Raw genomic sequence first — 18095 nt, 5'->3', positions numbered from 1 at the left:
AACAGTTCTGGAATTTGTGAGATGAGGGCTGGATGAGCGCGGACAAACCACGGTGGCAGCAGCTGCGCGAGCAGCGCGACGTCGCGACCGCTGATCTGGACCAACTGTGGACCCGGCTACGCCCAGCTCGCGCGGAGGACATCCTCGGGCAATGGCGTGGTGACGCCTTCCAAACCGGGCACCCCCTGTGCGGCGCGCTGCCCGCCAGCGGCTGGTACGGCAAGAACTTCCTCGCCCTCGACGACGCGCAGCCACTGATCTGTCGACGCGACGACGGCACCCTGTTCTCGAATATCGAACTCGGACAGGGTGAGGCGACCCTGTGGAACATCGAGTTCCGCGGCGAGGTCACCGCGACCATGGTCTACGACGGTCGCGCGGTCTTCGACCACTTCAAGTGGCTCGACGACTGCACCCTGATGGGCATCACGAACGGGCGCCCCGACCTGGTGCTCGCGCACGGCGAGTACTTCTATTTCCTGCTGGAACGGGTCGCGTCATGACACTGACCTACAACGACCTCACCGACACCGAGACACCGACCCGAACCCAACGACGACTCACCGCGTTGAGTGCCGCGCGCGCGGTCTTCGTGGTCCAGGGCTATCACGGTGCGAGCATGGACGACATCAGTGACCGGGCCGGCATGAGCAAACCCGTGCTGTACACGCACTACGCGAGCAAGCTCGACCTGTATTTGGCTGTGCTGCAAGGCTATCTGGACCGGATGGTCGACGGCATCCGCGATGCGCTGGCCGACGCCAGCGGGCAAGAGGACAAGGTCCGCCGCGCCGTGCTGGCCTACTTCGACTTCGTCGACGAGGACGCCGGCGGGCACACCCTGGTCTTCGAATCGCCCGTGCCCAGCGAACCGACTGTGCGGTGGCGGGTGCGCAAAGCGATGAGTGAATGCGCGGTGCTGGTCAGTGCGCAGTTGCGTGCGGCGGGCATGGATGACGTTCGCGCGTACACGTGCGCGTTCGGGGTGGTCGGCGCCAGCCACAACGCGGCCAGGCAGTGGCTCGACGCGGGTCGTCCGATTCCGAAGGAGGACGCGGTCGAGACCGTGGTCGCGCTGTGTTGGAGCGGCCTGTCCGCGGTGCAGAATGGGCAGAAATCGGAAAAACGTACGTCGTAACTGCTTATCTGGACTCATGACCCCGTCCATTGCAGTGATCGGCAGCGGGTTCGGCGGCCTCGCGGCCGTGATCGAACTGAAGAAGCGCGGCTTCGACGATATCGTCGTGTTCGAGAAGGCCGACGAGGTCGGCGGTGTGTGGCGGGAGAACACCTATCCCGGTGCTGCCTGCGATGTGCCGTCGCCGTTCTACTCGTACTCCTTCGAGCCGAATCCGCGCTGGCCGCACCGTTATTCGCGGCAGCCCGCGATTCTGGACTACATCAGGCAGGTCGCCGAAAAGTACGACGTCGCCCGCCACATCCGTTTCGGCACCGAGGTCGTGAGCGCCGCGTTCGACGAGGTGACCGGGAAGTGGACAGTTCGTGTGAGCACGGGCGAGTCGGTGGTGGTCGATGTGCTGGTGTCGGCGGTCGGTCAACTCTCGCGACCGGTCATTCCGGCGATCGAGGGCCGGGAGACCTTCGGCGGTAAGAGTTTTCACTCCGCGGAGTGGGACCACGAGGTAGACCTGACGGGCAAACGAGTCGCGGTGATCGGCACGGGAGCGAGCGCCATCCAGTTCGTGCCGGAGATCCAACCGCACGTCGAGAAGCTGACGGTGTTCCAGCGCAGCGCGCCCTACATCATCCCGCGCATGGACCGCGAGTTCTCGCCGCGCCATCAGCGCATGTTCGAGAAGCTGCCGGTGACCGAACTCGCCGAGCGTGGCACCTGGTACGGCGTGGTCGAAGGGCTCAGCGTCGCGTGGGTATACGCGAAACCGCTGGCCGCGGCGATCAAGGCGGTGTCGAAGTGGCACATGCGCAGGCAGACCAAGAACGCGCCGGGCCTGTTCGAGAAGGTGTGGCCGGACTATCCGGTGGGGTGCAAGCGAATCCTGTTCTCCGACAACTACCTTCCCGCGCTGACCGAACCCAACGTCGAGGTCACCACCGCGGGAATCGCCGAGATCACCCCGACGGGTGTGCGCACGGTCGACGGACGTGACCACGAGGTCGACGTGATCATCTGGGGGACCGGTTTCGCGACCACCGAGTTCCTGGCCCCGATGACGATCACCGGCACGGGCGGGCACCCGCTGGCCGAGGAATGGCGCGACGGCGCGCGCGCCTACTTCGGCATGACCGTGCCCCGGTTCCCGAACCTGCTGGTGATGTACGGCCCCAACACCAACAGCGGCGGCGGTTCGATCATCTTCTTCCTCGAAGCGCAGGCCGCCTACCTGGCCCGGTATGTCGAACATCTCGCGCAGGCGGGTCGGCCGTTGACGGTGCGGCCCGAGGTCGAGCGGGCCTACGACGAACGTGTTCAAGCGCGGCTGGCCGACAGTGTGTGGAGCAAGTGCTCGTCGTGGTACCGCCAGGCGGACGGCCGGATCACGACCAACTGGCCGCTGCTGGGAATCCAGTACAAGCAGCAGGCGCGGTTCGACCCCGCCGATTATGAGGTGGTCCCGTGACATATGACTACGACGCGATCGTCGTCGGCTCCGGTTTCGGCGGCAGCGTGACCGCGCTGCGTCTGACCGAAAAGGGTTATCGCGTAGGAGTTCTCGAATCGGGGCGACGCTGGAACGTCGACGACTATCCGAAGACGAACTGGAACATTGCCAAGTCCATCTGGGCACCACGGCTGGGTCTGACCGGTCCGCAGCGGATCAGCGCGCTGGGCAAGTGCCTGGTGTTCAGCGGTGCGGGTGTCGGTGGCGGTTCGCTGATCTACGGCAACACCCTGTACGAACCGCTGCCGGAGTTCTATCGCGACCGGGCGTGGGCGCACATCACCGACTGGAAGTCCGAGCTGGCCCCGTATTACGACCAGGCCAAGCGCATGTTGGGCGTGGTGGAGAACCCACAGCTCGGGCCGAAAGACGAAGTGCTGCTGCAGATTGCGCGCGATATGCAGGTGGCCGATACCTTTCATCGCACCCAGGTCGGCGTGTTCTTCAACGAAGGATCCGAAGGCGTCGAGGTCGATGACCCGTACTTCGGTGGTGCGGGACCACGCCGAGCCGGCTGCATCCACTGCTCGGAGTGCTTCACCGGCTGCAAACACAGTGCTAAGAACACCACCACCCTGAACTACCTGCATCTGGCCGAAACCAATGGCGCGCAAGTGCATTCGTTGACCACGGTCACGTCGGTGGCACCCGACGGTAACGGTGGTTATCGCGTGGACACGGTGCAGTCCAACGGCTGGTTGCGCAGACAGCGGCGCACGTTCACCGCCGAGCAGGTGGTCTTCTCAGCAGCGGCGCTGGGCACACAGAAACTGCTGCACCGGTTGCGCGCTGACGGCACCCTGCCCGAGCTGTCGCCGCGAGTCGGGCAGCTCACCCGCAGTAACTCCGAGGCGATCATCGGCGTGCAGAGCAAGTCGCGCACCGATTTCGCACAGGGCGTGGCGATCACGTCGTCGTTTCATCCGGAGCCGCAGACCCATGTGGAGGTGTGCACGTACGGCAAGGGGCAGAACGCGCTGTTCGTGCAGACGGTGCCGATGGTCGACGGCGGTGCGTTCCGATTCCTGCGGTTGCTGCTGACGATGCTGTTGCATCCGCTGAAGTTCGCACGCTCACAGAACGCGCACCGGGCGTCGGAGCGGTCGGTGATCCTGTTGGTGATGCAGTCGCTGGACAACTCGCTGACGTCGTCGTTGAAGCGCGGCAGGCTGGTGACCGCGCAGGGAAGCGGGCAGGCGAACCCGGACTGGATTCCACTGGGTCATGACATCGCGCGCCGGTACGCGGCGGAATGCGACGGCGACACCGGCAATATCGCCACCGACATCTTCAACATCCCCGCCACCGCGCACTACATCGGCGGGTGCACCATTGGCGACTCCCGCGACACCGGCGTGATCGACCCGTACCAGCGCGTCTACGGCTACCCCGGCCTGCACATCGCCGACGGCAGCGCGATCACCGCCAATCTCGGGGTGAATCCGTCGCTGACCATCACCGCGCAGGCCGAGCGTGCGATGGCGTTCTGGCCGAACAAGGGCGAGCCGGATCCGCGACCCGACCTCGGTTCCACCTACCGGCGGATCAATCCGGTCGTCCCGGTTCGGCCCGCCGTCCCCGCTTCCGCGCCCGGCGCCCTGCGTTTGCCGAGCTGAGGCTGTTTGCCACGGTGATTGCGGGGTACGCGCCGGATGGGGAGGACCTTCGACGGAAGGACGCGTTCCATGACTACCTACCATGATCCGCATCAACACAAGTTCCCCGATACCGAGCGCACGACGCGTTCGCACGCGGGGGAGCTGGTCCAGGATTCCCTCAATTGGCCGGGGCTGTTGCTCGTGGGCATCGGCATCGTGATGGTCGCGGCCACGTTGACCGCCGCCGGTTCCGGATTTGTCGGGTGGGCGGTGATCGCCGGGATCGTCAGCGGGGTGTGCCTGCTGCTCGGGGTGGGGATCGTGCTCGCCGAGCATCGCCGGATCAAGGTCGGCGAGGGGCTGCACCTGACCGATCCGTGTGGGCACTGATGGCCGAACCCGCGCTGATCACCGTGGGCTATTCGCATCTGTTTCCCGGCGTGGTGGTGCACGCCGATCGGATGGCGGACGATTTCGATGTGGTGTTCTCCGACGGCGTGCGCACCGAGGCGGGGATCGTGCACGACAACAACGGGGGTTCGGCCTTGGACGTGGTCGGGTACGCGACGGCCGCGGGGACGATGCTGCCCGGACGGATGTGGCCGATCACGTCGATCGAGGATGCCGAGTCCGGGGTGACTATCAAACTCGGGGCTTTCGTGCGCTAGCGGCGCTGAACCAGGCCGGTTCGCGCTAGCTGGACCTTTCTGTGCCCATCAGCTGGACCGGCGTCCACCTATGCCGCACTGTTGATTCTCATGAGCGAGCATCCCGCGCAACGGCGCACGTTGGCCGTGTTGGTCGCGGCGCAGATCTTCAGTGGGGCGGGGCTTGCCGCGGGTATCACGGTCGGGGCGCTGCTGGCGCAGGACATGCTCGGGTCCACCGGGTGGGCGGGGTTGCCCGCGGCGATGTTCACGGTGGGGTCCGCGGGGGCGGCGGTCGCGGTGGGCAGGATTTCGCAGCGAGCCGGGCGGCGGGCGGGGCTGACGTTCGGGTATCTGACCGGTGCGCTGGGCAGTTTCGGGGTGGTGGCGGGCGCGGTGACCGGGAGTCTGCTGCTGTTGTTCGCGTCGATGGTCGTCTACGGGGCGGGCACCGCGACCAGTCTGCAAGCGCGCTACGCCGGTGCTGATCTGGCCCGACCCGCGCATCGGGCGCGCGCGATCAGCACGGTGCTGGTCGCCACGACAGTGGGTGCGGTGGTCGGCCCGAACCTGACCACGCCGATGTCGGATCTTGCTGTGCGGTGGGGCATTCCGAGTTTGTCAGGGCCGTTCGTGCTGTCGGGAGTGGCGTATCTGCTGGCCGGACTGGTGTTGTGGGTGTTGTTGCGCCCGGATCCGCTCGTGCTCGCCAAGGCGATCGCCGAGAAGCCCGCCGACGACGTTGTCGACACGACAGCGACGCCGCGGTGGTCGGCACCGATCGTGGCCGGGACGACGGTGATGGTGGTGACCCAGTTGGTCATGGCCGCGATCATGACCATGACACCGATCCACATGCAGCATCACGGGCACGGCGTCGGCGCGGCGGGATTCGTGATCGCGGTGCACGTGGCGGGGATGTATCTGCCGTCGTTGCTGTCGGGGATGCTGGTGGACCGGTTCGGGGCGGGGCGGGTCGCGGTGGCGGCCGCGGCCACGCTGGTGGCCGCCGGATTGGCCGCGGCGCTGGCCCCGCCGAGCTCGGTGGGGGCGCTGGCGGTGGCGCTCGGACTGCTCGGAGTCGGCTGGAACCTGGGGTTGGTCGCGGGCACCACGATGATCGCGGACGCGACACCGGTCGCCACTCGTGCTCGCACGCAGGGCACCGTCGACGTGGGGATCGCCATCGCTGGTGCCGGCGGCGGGCTCGGGTCCGGGGTCATCGTGGCCTTCTCCGACTACCCGGGGCTGGCCTTCCTGGGTGCGGGGATCGCGTTGTTGATCGTGCCCGCGCTGGCCTGGTCCGCTCGCCGTCCGCGCATTCACGACGAGGTCGCGGCCGGTTGACCGCGGCGCGGCGGGTGGTCGGCCCGTGGGATGATCGGGCGATGAAAGGTCAGACGAGTACATCCCGCCTGTTGACGATTTTCGGCGGCGTGGCCATCGTGATGCTGTTGGTCAACTGGAGTCTGATGCGTGCGGTGGCGTTCGCGGTGATCTGGGCGATCGCGGCGGCGGTGCTGGTGTTGCGGGACCGACGCCGCGGAACCCCTGAACCCACCGAGTCAGACCCCGGCGAGCGCTGAGGCCAGATCCCCTCGCGTCGGTGTTACCTTTCCACCTCGGCGCGCGTCATAGCTGTGACGACCTGATTCGCACGGGTCGTCGCCTCAATGACTGAAGTGGAGAACTTCGATGCTGACCGACATCATGTATGTGACTGTGTACGTCACCGATCAAGACCGCGCGCTGGCGTTCTATACCGACGGGCTCGGGCTGGAGAAGCGGATCGACTTCGCGGGTCCCGACGGGCGTTTTCTCACCGTCGGTGCGCCCGGCAGCGAGATGCAGGTCATTCTGTGGTCGGACGCGACGGCCGCGGGAAAGCCCGCAGGCGGGGGCGAACAGGCCGCGCCAGGACCGCTCATCCTCGAATCCGATGATCTACGAAAGGATTTCGAGGTGATGCGACAGCGCGGTGTCGTCTTCGAGGAGTCCGAACCGCAGGACTATCCGTTCGGGGTGCGCGCCGAAGCGGTCGATCCCGACGGCAACCGGATCTCGCTCCGCCAGCAGCGCACATCATGACCACCCACCCGCCGGGTTCGGTGACCGACGCGTTCGAAGCCCAGCGCGGTCGACTGCACGCGGTTGCCTACCGAGTGCTCGGCTCGCACGCCGACGCTGAGGATGTGGTCCAAGAAGCATGGTTGCGCCTGGTCGGCCAAGACACGGCTGCCATCGGCAATCTGGCGGGTTGGCTCACCACCGTCGTCGGCCGAATCAGTCTCGACCTGCTGCGCTCCCGTCGGGCGCGCCCCGAAACGGTCTATGGGCCCGAACTAGCACCTCTGATCGTGACTCCCGACGACGAGCCCGCGCCGGACGAGCAAGTGGCGCTGGCCGACTCGATCGGTCTCGCGTTGCTCGTCGTTCTCGATTCGCTCACCCCGAGTGAGCGCCTGGCGTTCGTGCTGCACGACATGTTCGCGGTCCCGTTCGTCGACATCGGCCACGTCCTCGGCAAATCCGCCGACGCCACGAAGATGATCGCCAGTCGAGCCCGCCACAAGGTCCATACTGTGCGCCGGCCGACCGGTCGCGACCGCGAGCACCGCGAGGTCGTCGACGCGTTCGGTGCCGCCGCACGCAACGGCGACTTCGAAGCGTTGCTCCGCGTCCTCGACCCGAATGTGAAGCTCACTGTCGACACGGCCGGTGGCAGGGTCATCACCCTGGGAGCCACCGAGGTCGCCACCGGCGCCCGAATGTTCTCCGGTGAGGTTGCCCGCCATCGACCCGTGCTGGTCAACGGCATTCCGGGCCAGATGTCGTGGCAACCGGACGGCCATCCCCTCTCGATCATCACTTTCACGGTGACCGCCGGGCGAATCACTACGATCCACATCATCATCGACCCTGCGATCCTGAACGCGATCGATGTACCCGTCCCGTAAGGGACCTGATGGTGCGGCGGTTTGGACGTGATCGAGCCGGAGGCGTCGGAATCATCATGAACGCAACCGGTGTCGGTGGTCGTGGGATTCGGGCGCGGGGAGAGACGCCGTTTCTGCATGCGATCGCGCACAACACCTCGGCGATCAGTTTGTACGAGACGTTGGGTTTCACTGTGCGGAAGAGGTCGATGCTGACCCTGATGCAAGCACCGTAGTCGCTGCGGCGCCGGGATTTCGGTCGCGAAGGGCTGTCGCATCTGACTATTGGGCGATAAAGTCTGCCTGGAGTGAACTAACAGCGGAAGGTGGCAGGCCAATGACGGCAGCGGCGGTTAAGCAGCAGGTGCTCGAACTCGGTGGGGCGTTCATGATCTCGCGTGAGGTCAGGGCGTTCGGGGAGACGACCGGGGTGGCGGGGTTTCACGGGTCGTACATGCGGGGGCGTGGTGGGGTGCTCGGTGATGTGGATGCCGATGTGGTGACCGCGGCGTTCGGGTTCTTCGAGCCCGAATGTGTGCGTGCCGCTTGGGAATCGGTGTCGATGCCCGCTGCCGAGGCGGCGACGGGGTACATGGTGGCGTGTCGGGAATTCGGGCAGCGCAAGCTCGCCGGGTTCGAGCACGCTGATCGGCTGGCCGCACTGCTGCAGCGGGTGGTGGATGCCGCGCCGTCGGCCGGGTTGCCGTTGTTCGCCGGGTGGCGGGCGCTGCCGGTGCCCACCGACGGGCGGGCCGCGGTGCTGCAGTTGACGCATGTGCTGCGCGAACTGCGTGGTGGCTTGCATCTGGTGGCTGTGTTGGCCAACGGGCTCACCCCGTTGCAGGCGATCTTGGTCGCGGGCGCACCGATCCACGACGGGCCCGGTCACGCGAAGTTCCTGGGTTGGACCGAACCGTTCGAGTCGGTGACCGACGACGTGCGCACGCGGTGGGAAGCCGCGGAGAAGGTGACCGACGAGCTGATCGCGCCCTGCTTCGACGTCCTCGACGAGTCAGAACGCGACGAGCTCATCACGCTGATGCACGAAGCGCACCGAGTCGCGTTGACTCGCTAGCGTTTTCACGACCCGATGACGTCGCGCCCGCGTCCCACGATCAGCGGGTCCGCGGTGCCGACGATCTCGACATCTTTGTTGTCGTACTCGAACCCGCTCAGCACATGCCGCATCGCGTTCAGCCGCGCGCGTTTCTTGTCGTTGCTCTTGACCACGATCCACGGTGCCTGGTCGGTGTCGGTGTGCTCGAAGTTCTCCTCTTTGGCCGCGGTGTAGGAATCCCATTTGTCCAGCGACGCGAGGTCCATCGGCGACAGTTTCCAGTGCCGCACCGGGTCGACCTGACGGATCGCGAACCGGGTGCGCTGCTCCAGCGGCGACACCGAGAACCAGAATTTGATCAGGTCGATGCCGTCGTCGACCAGCATCTGCTCGAACAACGGCACCTGCGACAGAAACCGCCGATGTTGTTCGGGCGTACAGAAATTCATCACCCGCTCGACCCCCGCCCGGTTGTACCAGGAACGGTCGAACAGCACGATCTCGCCCGCGGCGGGCAGGTGCTGGACATACCGTTGGAAGTACCACTGGGTCGATTCGCGCGCGGACGGCTTCTCCAACGCGACCACTCGCGCGCCGCGCGGATTCAGGTGTTCCATGAACCGTTTGATGGTGCCGCCCTTGCCCGCGGCGTCGCGCCCTTCGAACACGATCACGATGCGCCGACCGGTGGCCTTGACCCAGTTCTGCAGTTTCAGCAGTTCGATCTGCAACAGCCGTTTGTCCAGGTCGTATTCCAGGCGCGACAGCCGCTCGTCGTACGGGTAGCCCTCGCGCCAGGTGTCCACGACCAGCCCGCCGGGCGCGGTGAGCAGGATCGGGTCGTCGTCGTCGCTGTCGTCGACGGTGAATCCGGTGGTGTCGGCCAGGTTCACCACATCGGCGAGATCGGCGACCTCGCTGACGTCACGGGGCATCGGACTCGTCTGGACATCGGTCATCGTTGGGACGTTAAAGGGTGTGCGTGACACCGAGATGAACGCACGGTGCCCGGCCGCACGCGGCGCGGGTGCACAATCGAAAGATGTTCCGTACGGCGATCTATCCCGAGCGCGGTTCCCGATGAGCGGGCGCGTCGAAGGCCGGCCGGGGTCGCCGACGGCGCTGCGGGACCAGAACCGGGCCCGGGTAGTCGAAGAGCTGCGCAAGCAGGGTCAGGCGACCCAGGCCGATCTGGCCAGGGCGACCGGTTTGGCCCCCGCCACGATCTCCAACATCGTGCGCGATCTCGCGGGCGCGGGCAGTCTTCGCATCGAAAAGCGCAGTGGCAAACGCAATTCCGTGCGACTGACCGGTGGGACGGGGTTCGTTGTCGGGGTCGATCACGGGCACCGTCACGTCACGGTCGGTATCAGCGACCTGGCGCACCAGGTGGTCGCGCAGACCCGCACCGAACTGCCTGTCGGCCTGTCGGCGGCACAGTCGATGGACCATGCCGCGCGACTGCTGGACAAGACGCTGGTCGACGCGGGCATCGAACGCGCGGAGCTGGTCGGTGCCGCCATGGGCCTGCCCGCACCCATCGACCGCACCACCGGCCGCGTGGGTTCACCGTCGATCCTGCCCGGCTGGGTCGGCATCGACGCCAGCAGTTTGGCCACCACCGCATTGGGCCTGCCGACGCGCGTGATCGTGGACAACGACGCGAACCTGGGCGCCCTGGCAGAGCATCAGTGGGGCGCCGGGACCGGCACGACCGACATGGTCTATCTGAAACTGTCCGAAGGTGTGGGCGCGGGGCTGATCGTGGGCGGACGCCTGTATGCGGGGGTCGCGGGCACAGCAGGCGAGATCGGGCACACCACCGTCGACGAATTCGGGGCGGTGTGCCGGTGCGGTAACCGGGGGTGTCTGGAAACGCTGGTGTCGGCGCGGTACGTGGTGTCGCTACTGGCTCCGACCGAGGGGGAGTTGAGCATCGAGGAGGTCGTGCGTCGCGCGATCGCCGGTGATCGGGCGTTCGTGCGGGTGCTCGACGATGTCGGCAGGCAGGTCGGGGCTGCGGTGGCGGGGCTGTGCAGCATCCTCAACCCCGAACTGCTCGTGCTGGGCGGCGAACTCGCGCAGGCCGCCCAGATCCTGATCCCGTCGATCCAACAGGTGGTCGACCGGTGCGGCGTGCCCTCGGCCGCCGCCGCGTTGCGCATCCGACCCGCACTGCTGGGCCCACAGACCCATTTGCTGGGTGCGATAGCGCGGGCGATCGCCGATGCAGACCGCTCGGTGTTCATGTCCTGAACGGCAATATGGCGATTTGGGCTCGATTGCGCGAATTCCTGCATGTGTCACGCAATTCGGGGCACACTGTGATCTGATTCACATTGTTGCTTGCGAGGCAATGATGCCCGCCGTGGAGAGGACGAGGCCGATGCACGATGGAGTCTCCTTGGACAAATCCGCCCTTCCAGACGGCGAGGGTTCCAGTAACCGCGTCGTGCTGATCGCGTCCGTCGCGGCGCTGGGCGGGTTGTTGTTCGGCTTCGACAGTGCCGTGATCAACGGCGCGGTCTCGGCGATCCAAACCGAATTCGACGTCGCCGACGCGGTGCTGGGCTTCGCTGTCGCCTCGGCGCTGCTGGGTGCCGCGGCGGGCGCGATGACCGCGGGTCGCATCGCCGACCGCATCGGCAGGCTCAAGGTGATGAAGATCGCCGCGGTCCTGTTCTTCCTCAGCGCGATCGTGACCGCGTTTGCCCCCGACGTGTGGACGCTGGTGCTGGGTCGCATCATCGGCGGCATCGGTGTCGGCGTCGCCTCGGTGATCGCGCCCGCCTACATCGCCGAAACCTCGCCCGCGCGCATCCGCGGTCGCCTGGGCTCGCTGCAGCAATTGGCCATCGTGCTCGGTATCTTCTTGGCCCTGCTGGTGGACTACCTGCTGGCCGAACTGGCCGGCGGTGCGAGCGAAACGCTGTGGTTCGGGCTGGAAGCCTGGCGCTGGATGTTCCTGTCGATGGCCATCCCGGCCGTGGTGTACGGGGTGCTGGCGTCCACGATCCCGGAGTCGCCGCGCTACCTGGTGGCCACGCACAAGATCCCCGAGGCGCGGCGCGTGCTGTCGATGCTGTTCGGTGAGAAGAACCTCGAGATCACCATCCACCGCATCGAAGACAGCCTCAAAAGCGACACCAAGCCGTCGTGGAAGGACCTGCGTCGTCCCGGCGGCGGCCTGTACCCGGTGGTCTGGGTGGGTTTGATGCTGTCGGTGTTCCAGCAGGCCGTGGGCATCAACGTGATCTTCTACTACTCGAACGTGCTGTGGGAGGCCGTGGGCTTCGAGGAATCGCAGTCGTTCCAGATCAGCGTGTTCACCTCGGTGGTCAATATCGCCACCACGATCGTGGCGATCATGCTCATCGACAAGGTCGGGCGCAGGCCGCTGCTGCTGGTCGGCTCGATCGGCATGACCATCACCTTGGCCACCATGGCCATCTGCTTCGGTGCCGCCGACCAGGTCGCCAACGCCGAGGGTGTGCTGGAACCGCATCTCAACGGTGCGTGGGGTCCGATCGCGTTGGTCGCGGCGAACCTGTTCGTGGTGTTCTTCGGCATGAGCTGGGGCCCGGTGGTGTGGGTGCTGCTGGGCGAGATGTTCCCCAACCGGATCCGTGGCGCGGCGCTGTCGCTGGCCGCGGCCGGGCAGTGGGCGGCCAACTGGGCGATCACCGTGTCGTTCCCCAGCCTGAAGACCTTCTCGCTGGGCTTCGCCTACGGCATGTACGCGGTGTTCGCACTGCTGTCGTTGGCGTTCGTGGCCAAGTTCGTGCCCGAGACCAAGGGCATGACTTTGGAAGACATGGACGAAGCCGCCGGTTTCGACCGTCCCGCCACCACCGCCTGACCATCTCTCCCGCTTCACCAGTCTCGGAGCTCCACCATGTCTGCTTCTGTGCCCTCTTCCGGTCTCAAAATCGCTGTTCTGGGTCCCATTCCGCTCGACCACGTCGTCACGCACCGCGGCGAGGTCATCGACAAGTACGGGTGCGCGCTCTACACCGTGGCCGCACTGGCCTCGCTGCTGGGCCCCGACGATGTGGTGCGGCCGATCGTGCACGTGCGCGAACGCGATCTGGGCCCCATCACCGAACAACTGTCGCGGTTCAGCAATGTCGACCTCACCGGCATTCGCGCGGGCAGCGACCGCGGCGACGTCGTGGAACTGACGTTTCGTGACCAGAATTTCCGTGACGAACGCCAAACCGGTTTCATGCACCCGATCTCGCCCGCCGACGTCGAATTCGCTTTGGACTCCGACGCTTTCGTGTGCGTGCCGATCACCGACTACGAAGTCGCCCAACCCACCCTTGCCTACATTCGGGCCAACAGCGACGGCCTGATCCTGCTGGACTGTCACGGCCCCACCGTCGCGCTGACCGCCGCCGGGTACCGGGTGAGCAGGCTGTGGATCGACCGCGACGCGTGGCTGCCCACCATCGACATCATGAAGATGAACCTGGAGGAGGCGGGCCGGGCCTGGTTCCCGCCGCCGGGCGGTGACCCCGACGAATTCGGCAAACCGCTGCCCAAAGAGCAGTTGCCCGAGTTCGCCCTGCACTGTTTGCGCCGCGGGGTGAAGGCGGTGTGTGTGACCCTCGACGAGGAAGGCTGCGCGATGTATTTTCTCGACCCCGACGGGGAGTTACGGGAGGAGATCGTGCCCCGCATCCACGTGGAGAACGTCATCGACACCACCGGTTGCGGTGACTCGTTCGCCTCCGGGATGGCCTTCGGGTACCTGGCCGCGGGCGATTTCGTCACCGCCGCCCGGTACGGCAATGCGATGGGGGCGCAACGATGTTCGGGCAAGGACCTGTCGGTCTATCGGTCGCTGCTGGAAACCAACCAGCAGTTGCGGGAGGCGTACGGCGCCGAGGCGGTGGGGCAGTGAACGCGCCGGCGCAGACCGACACGACCTGGTCCGTGGTCGAGAACGGGTGGAATCCGCAGCGCGCCAACTACTTCGAGACGATCTTCACCGTCGGCAACGGTCGTCTGGGCACACGAGGGTCGCTCGAGGAACGGCACACCGGGGCGTTGTCGGGCACGTTCATCGCCGGTGTGTACGACGCGTATGACTCGCCGGTGATTGATCTGGTGAACGCACCGGACTGGCTGGACAGTGAAGTCTTCGTCGACGGTGTGCGGTTGGACACCGAGACGGTGCGCGTGGTCGAACACCGGCGCGAACTGGACTTGCGGTGCGGAGTTCTGCACCGCGACACCGTGTTCGCGCTACCCGACGGTGCGCGGGTTCGGTTGCGCACGCAGCGGTTCGCCAGTACCGCTGACCGTGATCTGTGTTGTCTGCGGATCGAGGTGAGCTGTCTGGATCGGGCAGGTGCGGTGACGGTGCGTACCGGGGTCGACGCGAACCGGCGCAATCTGGAACGGCTGCCGACCTATCGTGAGCAGACCTCGTTCGGATACGAACGCAAATGGGACAAGTGGGCCAAGTCCACGCATTTGGTATCGGCCGGTGCGGGGTTCGACGGGGAGATCGGGGTGATCGCAAGCCGCACCATCGACAGCGGCATCGACCTCGCCTACGCCTTCACCTGCACCGCCGACGGCGGGCGGCAGCAACAACGGTGCCGCCACGACGCCATCTCCTCGCAGTGGCAATTCGATTGTGGTGCAGGCGAATCGGTGCGGGTGGACAAGCTGGTCGGGATCGCCACCAGTCGCGACTATCAGGCCGTGGAACCGGTGCGCGAACGCGCCGTGGACACGGTGGTGCGCGCGGGCACCTTCGACGATGCGGCGGCGGCGAACCGGGCGGCGTGGGATCTGGTGTGGGCCGATGCCGATTGCGAAGTGGTCGGCAATGATCGGGTGACGCAGGCGTTGCGGTTCGCGATCTACCACCTGCTCATCGCCGCGGACCCCGACGACCCGACCGTGAGCATCGGCGCGAAATCGCTGTCGGGCGAAGGGTATCGGGGGCATGTGTTCTGGGACACCGAGGTGATGCTGCTGCCGTTCTTCCTGTTCACCCAGCCGCGCGCGGCTCGCGCGTTGCTGGGGTACCGGCACCACACGCTGCCCGGTGCGCGCGAAGTCGCCGCCGACAACGGGACCGGCGGTGCGCGCTTTCCGTGGGAATCCGCGGACACCGGCCGCGAGGAATGCCCGCAATTCACCCCCGACGGGAAAGACCGTTTCTATACGCGCGAAGAAGAACTGCACGTCACCGCCGATATCGCCTACGCGATCATGCGCTACGCCGAAGTCACCGGCGACGACGATTACCTGTTCGGCGAAGGCGCGGAGATCCTGTTCGAAGGTGCCCGATTCTGGGTGCAGCGGTGCGTGGAAGACGGCGATTCGCTGGTCATCCGGACGGTGATGGGGCCCGACGAATTCCACTCCCACGTCGACAACAACGCCTTCACCAACAAACTGGTGCACTGGCATCTGCTGCAGGCAGCGGCGGTATTCGACCGGATGTCACGGGAACGGCCGGATCAGCTGGATGCCCTGATGGCGTCGATCGGGCTGGATCCGGGCGAACCGCCGGGTTGGCTGGCCGCCGCGGACCGACTGCGGGCACCGGTGGATCCCGACTGCGGGGTCATCGAACAGTTCGACGGCTATTTCGAGCGCACGGTCGTGCCCATCGTGGAATGGGACGACAACGACATGCCGCTGTATCCGGCCGGCTACAACCATTTCAACTGCGAAACCACCTCACTGCTCAAACAACCCGACGTGGTGATGCTGATGCATTTGCTGCCCGACGAATACTCCCTGGCCACCCGGCGGGACAATTACGAGTTCTATGAGCAGCGCACGGTGCACAAATCCTCGCTGAGCCCGTCGATCCACGCCATCGTCGGATTGCAGGTGGGGGACTCGCGCACCGCGGAACGGTATTTCGGACGGTCGGCGTTCGTGGATCTCGACGACAATCAGGGCAATACCGAAGAAGGCATTCACATCGCGTCGGCGGCGGGGACCTGGCAGGTCGCCACGCACGGTTTCGGTGGATTCCGGGCGTCGGTGGACGGGTTGCATTTCTCGCCCGCGTTGCCGTCCTCCTGGGAACGGTTGCGGTTCTCGGTGCACTGGCGTGGACGCACGGTGCGCGCGGATCTGGGACACGGTGACGCGCGGTTCGAGTTGGTCGGGGAAGGACCCGCAGAACAGATCATGGTCTGGGGTCGCCCGGTGACACTGGCACCCGGCGTTCCCGTCGAGGTCGCGGCTACGTGACCCGCGTCTTGGCTTCGCAGGCAGTGCTTTTCGACCTCGACGGGGTGCTCACCGACACCGCGGCGGTGCATCGACGGGCGTGGTCGGCGCTGTTCACCGAGTTCCTGCCCACCGTGGCTCCCGCCGCCGCGCCCTATACCGACGCCGACTATTTCGCCCTGGTGGACGGGAAGGAGCGGGCGGCGGGAGTGCGGTGCGTGCTGGACTCGCGCGGGGTGCGCCTGCCCGACGGGGCATTGGACGACCCGCCCGAGGCCGCGACCGTGCACGGGCTGGGCAACCGGAAGAACGTGCGGTTCACCGACATCATCGAAAGCGACGGTGTCGAAGTGTTCGCGGGGTCGCTGCGAGTGGTCGACGCGGTGGGCGCGGCGGGGATTCCGATGGCGGTGGTGTCCAGCTCCCGCAACGCGGTACTGGTGCTGGAAACCGCCGGCCTGCTCGACCGGTTCCTGGTGGTGGTCGACGGGGTGGTGGCCGGGCGTGAACACCTGGCGGGCAAGCCCGCACCGGACATGTTCCTGTCCGCGGCAACGACTTTGGGTGTGGAACCCGCGCGCACGGTAGTGATCGAGGACGCGGTGTCGGGGGTGCAGGCGGGGCATCGGGGTGGGTTCTGGGTGGTCGGCGTGGATCGGGGGACCGGGGTGACGGCGTTGCGTGACGCCGGGGCGGACGAGGTGGTGGCCGACCTGGGGGAATTGTTGGTGTGAGGGTGCACGGGCGCGGTAGGGTCGCACCGACCGTCCAACTGAACAATCGTCCAAGTTCGCCGGGTGTTCACGTCGACGACGGCCGACACCGCTAGATTCGGATCGCACGATTCGCGTTGTCACCGTCGAGGAACGTCTAGGCTGCGTCGCGATTGTCCAACAGCTCCCAGCCAGAAGGTGGCCATGCCCGATCAGTTCTCGTCCGGAATCGGCCGTCGCGAAGTGCTGGCCGGTGCGGCCGGTGTTGTGGCGGGCCTGTCGCTGGTGGGCCTGACCCCCGCGTCCGCGGTACCCGCCGAGGTGCCCAAGTTCGCGCCTGCACGTGGGCGTAACGTGCGCGTGCTGGTCACCGGTGATGCCGGCACCGGCAGTCGCACCCAGTGGGCTGTAGCCGACGCGGCACGCGAATACCATGCGCGCCAACCGTTTTCGCTCGCGGTAGGCCTGGGCGACAACATCTACGAGACCGGCCCCGACGGTCCCGACGACGAACAGTTCGCCACCAAATTCGAGAACCCCAACGCGGGCCTGGACTTCCCGTGGGCCATGGTGCTGGGCAACCACGACACCAGCGCGATCTTCCCCGGCGACGGCGGCTGGCTCGCGCGCGGCAACCACGAAGTGGCCTACCACGCGAAATCGCAGCGCTGGTGGATGCCCAGCCGCTACTACTCGCTGCGCGTGCCCGAACAGAACCCGGTCGTGGAGTTCTTCGTCCTGGACATCAACCCCCTCGCCGCCTACATCCCGCCGTTCCTGGACCCGTACTGGGCGGTGGACGGGCCGTACATGAACCAGCAACGCGCCTGGCTGGACACCGCGCTGGCCGAATCCACCGCGCAGTGGAAGATCGCCTGCACCCACCAGCCCTACCTGAGCAACGGCCCACACGGCAACGCGGGCAACTACGAGGGCCTGCCCATCGAACCGATCAACGGCGTGCACGCCAAACGCTTCTTCGAAGACCATGTCCTGGGCAAGGTGTCGTTCCTGCTGTCGGGCCACGACCACACCCTGCAGGTGCTGGAACCCACCCCGGCCACCGTGGGCACCCGCCAGATCGTGTCCGGCGCGGCAGGCAAAACGTCCAGTGGGCACCCGCGCACCGGTCCTAACGCCGCGCTGTTCGAGACACAGAACGAACTGGGGTTCATGGTCATGGACCTGACCGCGAACTCGGCGAACCTGAAAGTGGTCACCGTCGATCCGGCCACCGGCGCGAGCACCGAGGTTTTCGACCGACGACTGGGCTGAAACGCCGCCGACAGGGGA

At 66.3% G+C, this 18095-nt stretch carries 19 protein-coding genes; 18 read left to right on the top strand and 1 reads right to left on the bottom strand.

The window, feature by feature from the left end:
- Positions 1-32: 32 nt before the first annotated feature.
- From ACFWVD_RS14535 to ACFWVD_RS14480, 12 genes are all read left to right on the top strand, one after another.
- On the top strand, positions 33-503 hold the full coding sequence (locus ACFWVD_RS14535; RefSeq protein WP_379242774.1) for a DUF4334 domain-containing protein: 471 nt from the start codon (positions 33-35) through the stop codon (positions 501-503).
- Positions 500-1138: a TetR/AcrR family transcriptional regulator gene (locus tag ACFWVD_RS14530; RefSeq protein WP_379242772.1), complete on the top strand. Its 639-nt coding sequence runs from the start codon at positions 500-502 to the stop codon at positions 1136-1138. Before ACFWVD_RS14535 ends, ACFWVD_RS14530 begins: the two co-directional genes overlap by 4 nt.
- 16 nt (positions 1139-1154) lie before the next feature.
- Positions 1155-2600 (top strand): flavin-containing monooxygenase, encoded by a 1446-nt coding sequence (locus tag ACFWVD_RS14525; protein ID WP_379242770.1) that lies wholly within the window; start codon positions 1155-1157, stop codon positions 2598-2600.
- Positions 2597-4258, top strand: coding sequence for a GMC oxidoreductase (locus ACFWVD_RS14520; protein ID WP_379242768.1), 1662 nt, complete (start codon positions 2597-2599; stop codon positions 4256-4258). The genes ACFWVD_RS14525 and ACFWVD_RS14520 overlap by 4 nt, the downstream gene beginning before the upstream one ends.
- A 69-nt stretch (positions 4259-4327) precedes the next feature.
- On the top strand, positions 4328-4630 hold the full coding sequence (locus ACFWVD_RS14515) for a hypothetical protein (RefSeq protein ID WP_379242766.1): 303 nt from the start codon (positions 4328-4330) through the stop codon (positions 4628-4630).
- A complete protein-coding gene (locus ACFWVD_RS14510; protein WP_379242764.1) occupies positions 4630-4908 on the top strand; it encodes a hypothetical protein in 279 nt (92 codons plus the stop codon). The genes ACFWVD_RS14515 and ACFWVD_RS14510 overlap by 1 nt, the downstream gene beginning before the upstream one ends.
- Before the next feature lie 90 nt (positions 4909-4998).
- Positions 4999-6234, top strand: a complete 1236-nt coding sequence (locus tag ACFWVD_RS14505) for an MFS transporter (RefSeq protein WP_379242762.1) — start codon at positions 4999-5001, stop codon at positions 6232-6234.
- A gap of 41 nt (positions 6235-6275) precedes the next feature.
- The gene (locus ACFWVD_RS14500) at positions 6276-6473 is read left to right on the top strand and encodes a hypothetical protein (protein WP_379242760.1); all 198 of its coding nucleotides are present in this window, start codon (positions 6276-6278) and stop codon (positions 6471-6473) included.
- 109 nt (positions 6474-6582) lie between these two features.
- Positions 6583-6975, top strand: a complete 393-nt coding sequence (locus ACFWVD_RS14495; protein WP_379242758.1) for a VOC family protein — start codon at positions 6583-6585, stop codon at positions 6973-6975.
- Positions 6972-7844 carry a sigma-70 family RNA polymerase sigma factor gene (locus ACFWVD_RS14490; protein ID WP_379242756.1) on the top strand — a complete coding sequence of 291 codons (873 nt, stop codon included), beginning with the start codon at positions 6972-6974 and terminating at the stop codon, positions 7842-7844. The genes ACFWVD_RS14495 and ACFWVD_RS14490 overlap by 4 nt, the downstream gene beginning before the upstream one ends.
- Before the next feature lie 8 nt (positions 7845-7852).
- Positions 7853-8059, top strand: a complete 207-nt coding sequence (locus ACFWVD_RS14485) for a GNAT family N-acetyltransferase (protein WP_379242754.1) — start codon at positions 7853-7855, stop codon at positions 8057-8059.
- Positions 8060-8160: 101 nt separating this feature from the next.
- The gene (locus tag ACFWVD_RS14480; RefSeq protein WP_379242752.1) at positions 8161-8898 is read left to right on the top strand and encodes a hypothetical protein; all 738 of its coding nucleotides are present in this window, start codon (positions 8161-8163) and stop codon (positions 8896-8898) included.
- 5 nt (positions 8899-8903) lie between these two features.
- On the opposite strand, the gene ppk2 is transcribed toward ACFWVD_RS14480, so the two are convergent.
- A complete protein-coding gene (ppk2, locus tag ACFWVD_RS14475) occupies positions 8904-9815 on the bottom strand; it encodes a polyphosphate kinase 2 (RefSeq protein ID WP_379243311.1) in 912 nt (303 codons plus the stop codon).
- A gap of 145 nt (positions 9816-9960) precedes the next feature.
- On the opposite strand from ppk2, the gene ACFWVD_RS14470 reads away from it, so the two are divergent.
- From ACFWVD_RS14470 to ACFWVD_RS14445, 6 genes are all read left to right on the top strand, one after another.
- Positions 9961-11136, top strand: a complete 1176-nt coding sequence (locus tag ACFWVD_RS14470) for an ROK family protein (RefSeq protein WP_379242750.1) — start codon at positions 9961-9963, stop codon at positions 11134-11136.
- Between the two features lie 130 nt (positions 11137-11266).
- Positions 11267-12739, top strand: a complete 1473-nt coding sequence (locus ACFWVD_RS14465) for a sugar porter family MFS transporter (RefSeq protein WP_379242748.1) — start codon at positions 11267-11269, stop codon at positions 12737-12739.
- Between the two features lie 36 nt (positions 12740-12775).
- The gene (locus ACFWVD_RS14460) at positions 12776-13786 is read left to right on the top strand and encodes a carbohydrate kinase family protein (protein ID WP_379242746.1); all 1011 of its coding nucleotides are present in this window, start codon (positions 12776-12778) and stop codon (positions 13784-13786) included.
- Positions 13783-16110 (top strand): glycoside hydrolase family 65 protein, encoded by a 2328-nt coding sequence (locus ACFWVD_RS14455; RefSeq protein WP_379242744.1) that lies wholly within the window; start codon positions 13783-13785, stop codon positions 16108-16110. The genes ACFWVD_RS14460 and ACFWVD_RS14455 overlap by 4 nt, the downstream gene beginning before the upstream one ends.
- Positions 16107-16823 (top strand): HAD family hydrolase, encoded by a 717-nt coding sequence (locus ACFWVD_RS14450; RefSeq protein ID WP_379242742.1) that lies wholly within the window; start codon positions 16107-16109, stop codon positions 16821-16823. Before ACFWVD_RS14455 ends, ACFWVD_RS14450 begins: the two co-directional genes overlap by 4 nt.
- A 183-nt stretch (positions 16824-17006) precedes the next feature.
- A complete protein-coding gene (locus ACFWVD_RS14445; RefSeq protein WP_379242740.1) occupies positions 17007-18077 on the top strand; it encodes a metallophosphoesterase in 1071 nt (356 codons plus the stop codon).
- The last annotated feature ends 18 nt before the right edge of the window (positions 18078-18095 follow it).

The sequence above is a fragment of the Nocardia sp. NPDC058666 genome (assembly GCF_042714895.1).
Lineage (GTDB): Bacteria > Actinomycetota > Actinomycetes > Mycobacteriales > Mycobacteriaceae > Nocardia.
Note: the sequence above shows the minus strand (reverse complement) of the source record. Positions and strands in the feature narration are given on the sequence as shown.

Bases quoted from the DNA above. Each gene is read 5' to 3' on its own strand.
- ACFWVD_RS14480 (WP_379242752.1), top strand. From the start codon at position 8,161: ATGACGGCAGCGGCGGTTAAGCAGCAGGTGCTCGAACTCGGTGGGGCG.
- ACFWVD_RS14465 (WP_379242748.1), top strand. From the start codon at position 11,267: ATGCACGATGGAGTCTCCTTGGACAAATCCGCCCTTCCAGACGGCGAG.
- ACFWVD_RS14525 (WP_379242770.1), top strand. From the start codon at position 1,155: ATGACCCCGTCCATTGCAGTGATCGGCAGCGGGTTCGGCGGCCTCGCG.
- ACFWVD_RS14445 (WP_379242740.1), top strand. From the start codon at position 17,007: ATGCCCGATCAGTTCTCGTCCGGAATCGGCCGTCGCGAAGTGCTGGCC.
- ACFWVD_RS14495 (WP_379242758.1), top strand. From the start codon at position 6,583: ATGCTGACCGACATCATGTATGTGACTGTGTACGTCACCGATCAAGAC.
- ACFWVD_RS14515 (WP_379242766.1), top strand. From the start codon at position 4,328: ATGACTACCTACCATGATCCGCATCAACACAAGTTCCCCGATACCGAG.
- ACFWVD_RS14510 (WP_379242764.1), top strand. From the start codon at position 4,630: ATGGCCGAACCCGCGCTGATCACCGTGGGCTATTCGCATCTGTTTCCC.
- ACFWVD_RS14485 (WP_379242754.1), top strand. From the start codon at position 7,853: ATGGTGCGGCGGTTTGGACGTGATCGAGCCGGAGGCGTCGGAATCATC.
- ACFWVD_RS14460 (WP_379242746.1), top strand. From the start codon at position 12,776: ATGTCTGCTTCTGTGCCCTCTTCCGGTCTCAAAATCGCTGTTCTGGGT.
- ACFWVD_RS14535 (WP_379242774.1), top strand. From the start codon at position 33: ATGAGCGCGGACAAACCACGGTGGCAGCAGCTGCGCGAGCAGCGCGAC.
- ACFWVD_RS14500 (WP_379242760.1), top strand. From the start codon at position 6,276: ATGAAAGGTCAGACGAGTACATCCCGCCTGTTGACGATTTTCGGCGGC.
- ppk2 (WP_379243311.1), bottom strand. From the start codon at position 9,815: ATGCCCCGTGACGTCAGCGAGGTCGCCGATCTCGCCGATGTGGTGAAC.
- ACFWVD_RS14505 (WP_379242762.1), top strand. From the start codon at position 4,999: ATGAGCGAGCATCCCGCGCAACGGCGCACGTTGGCCGTGTTGGTCGCG.
- ACFWVD_RS14470 (WP_379242750.1), top strand. From the start codon at position 9,961: ATGAGCGGGCGCGTCGAAGGCCGGCCGGGGTCGCCGACGGCGCTGCGG.
- ACFWVD_RS14490 (WP_379242756.1), top strand. From the start codon at position 6,972: ATGACCACCCACCCGCCGGGTTCGGTGACCGACGCGTTCGAAGCCCAG.
- ACFWVD_RS14530 (WP_379242772.1), top strand. From the start codon at position 500: ATGACACTGACCTACAACGACCTCACCGACACCGAGACACCGACCCGA.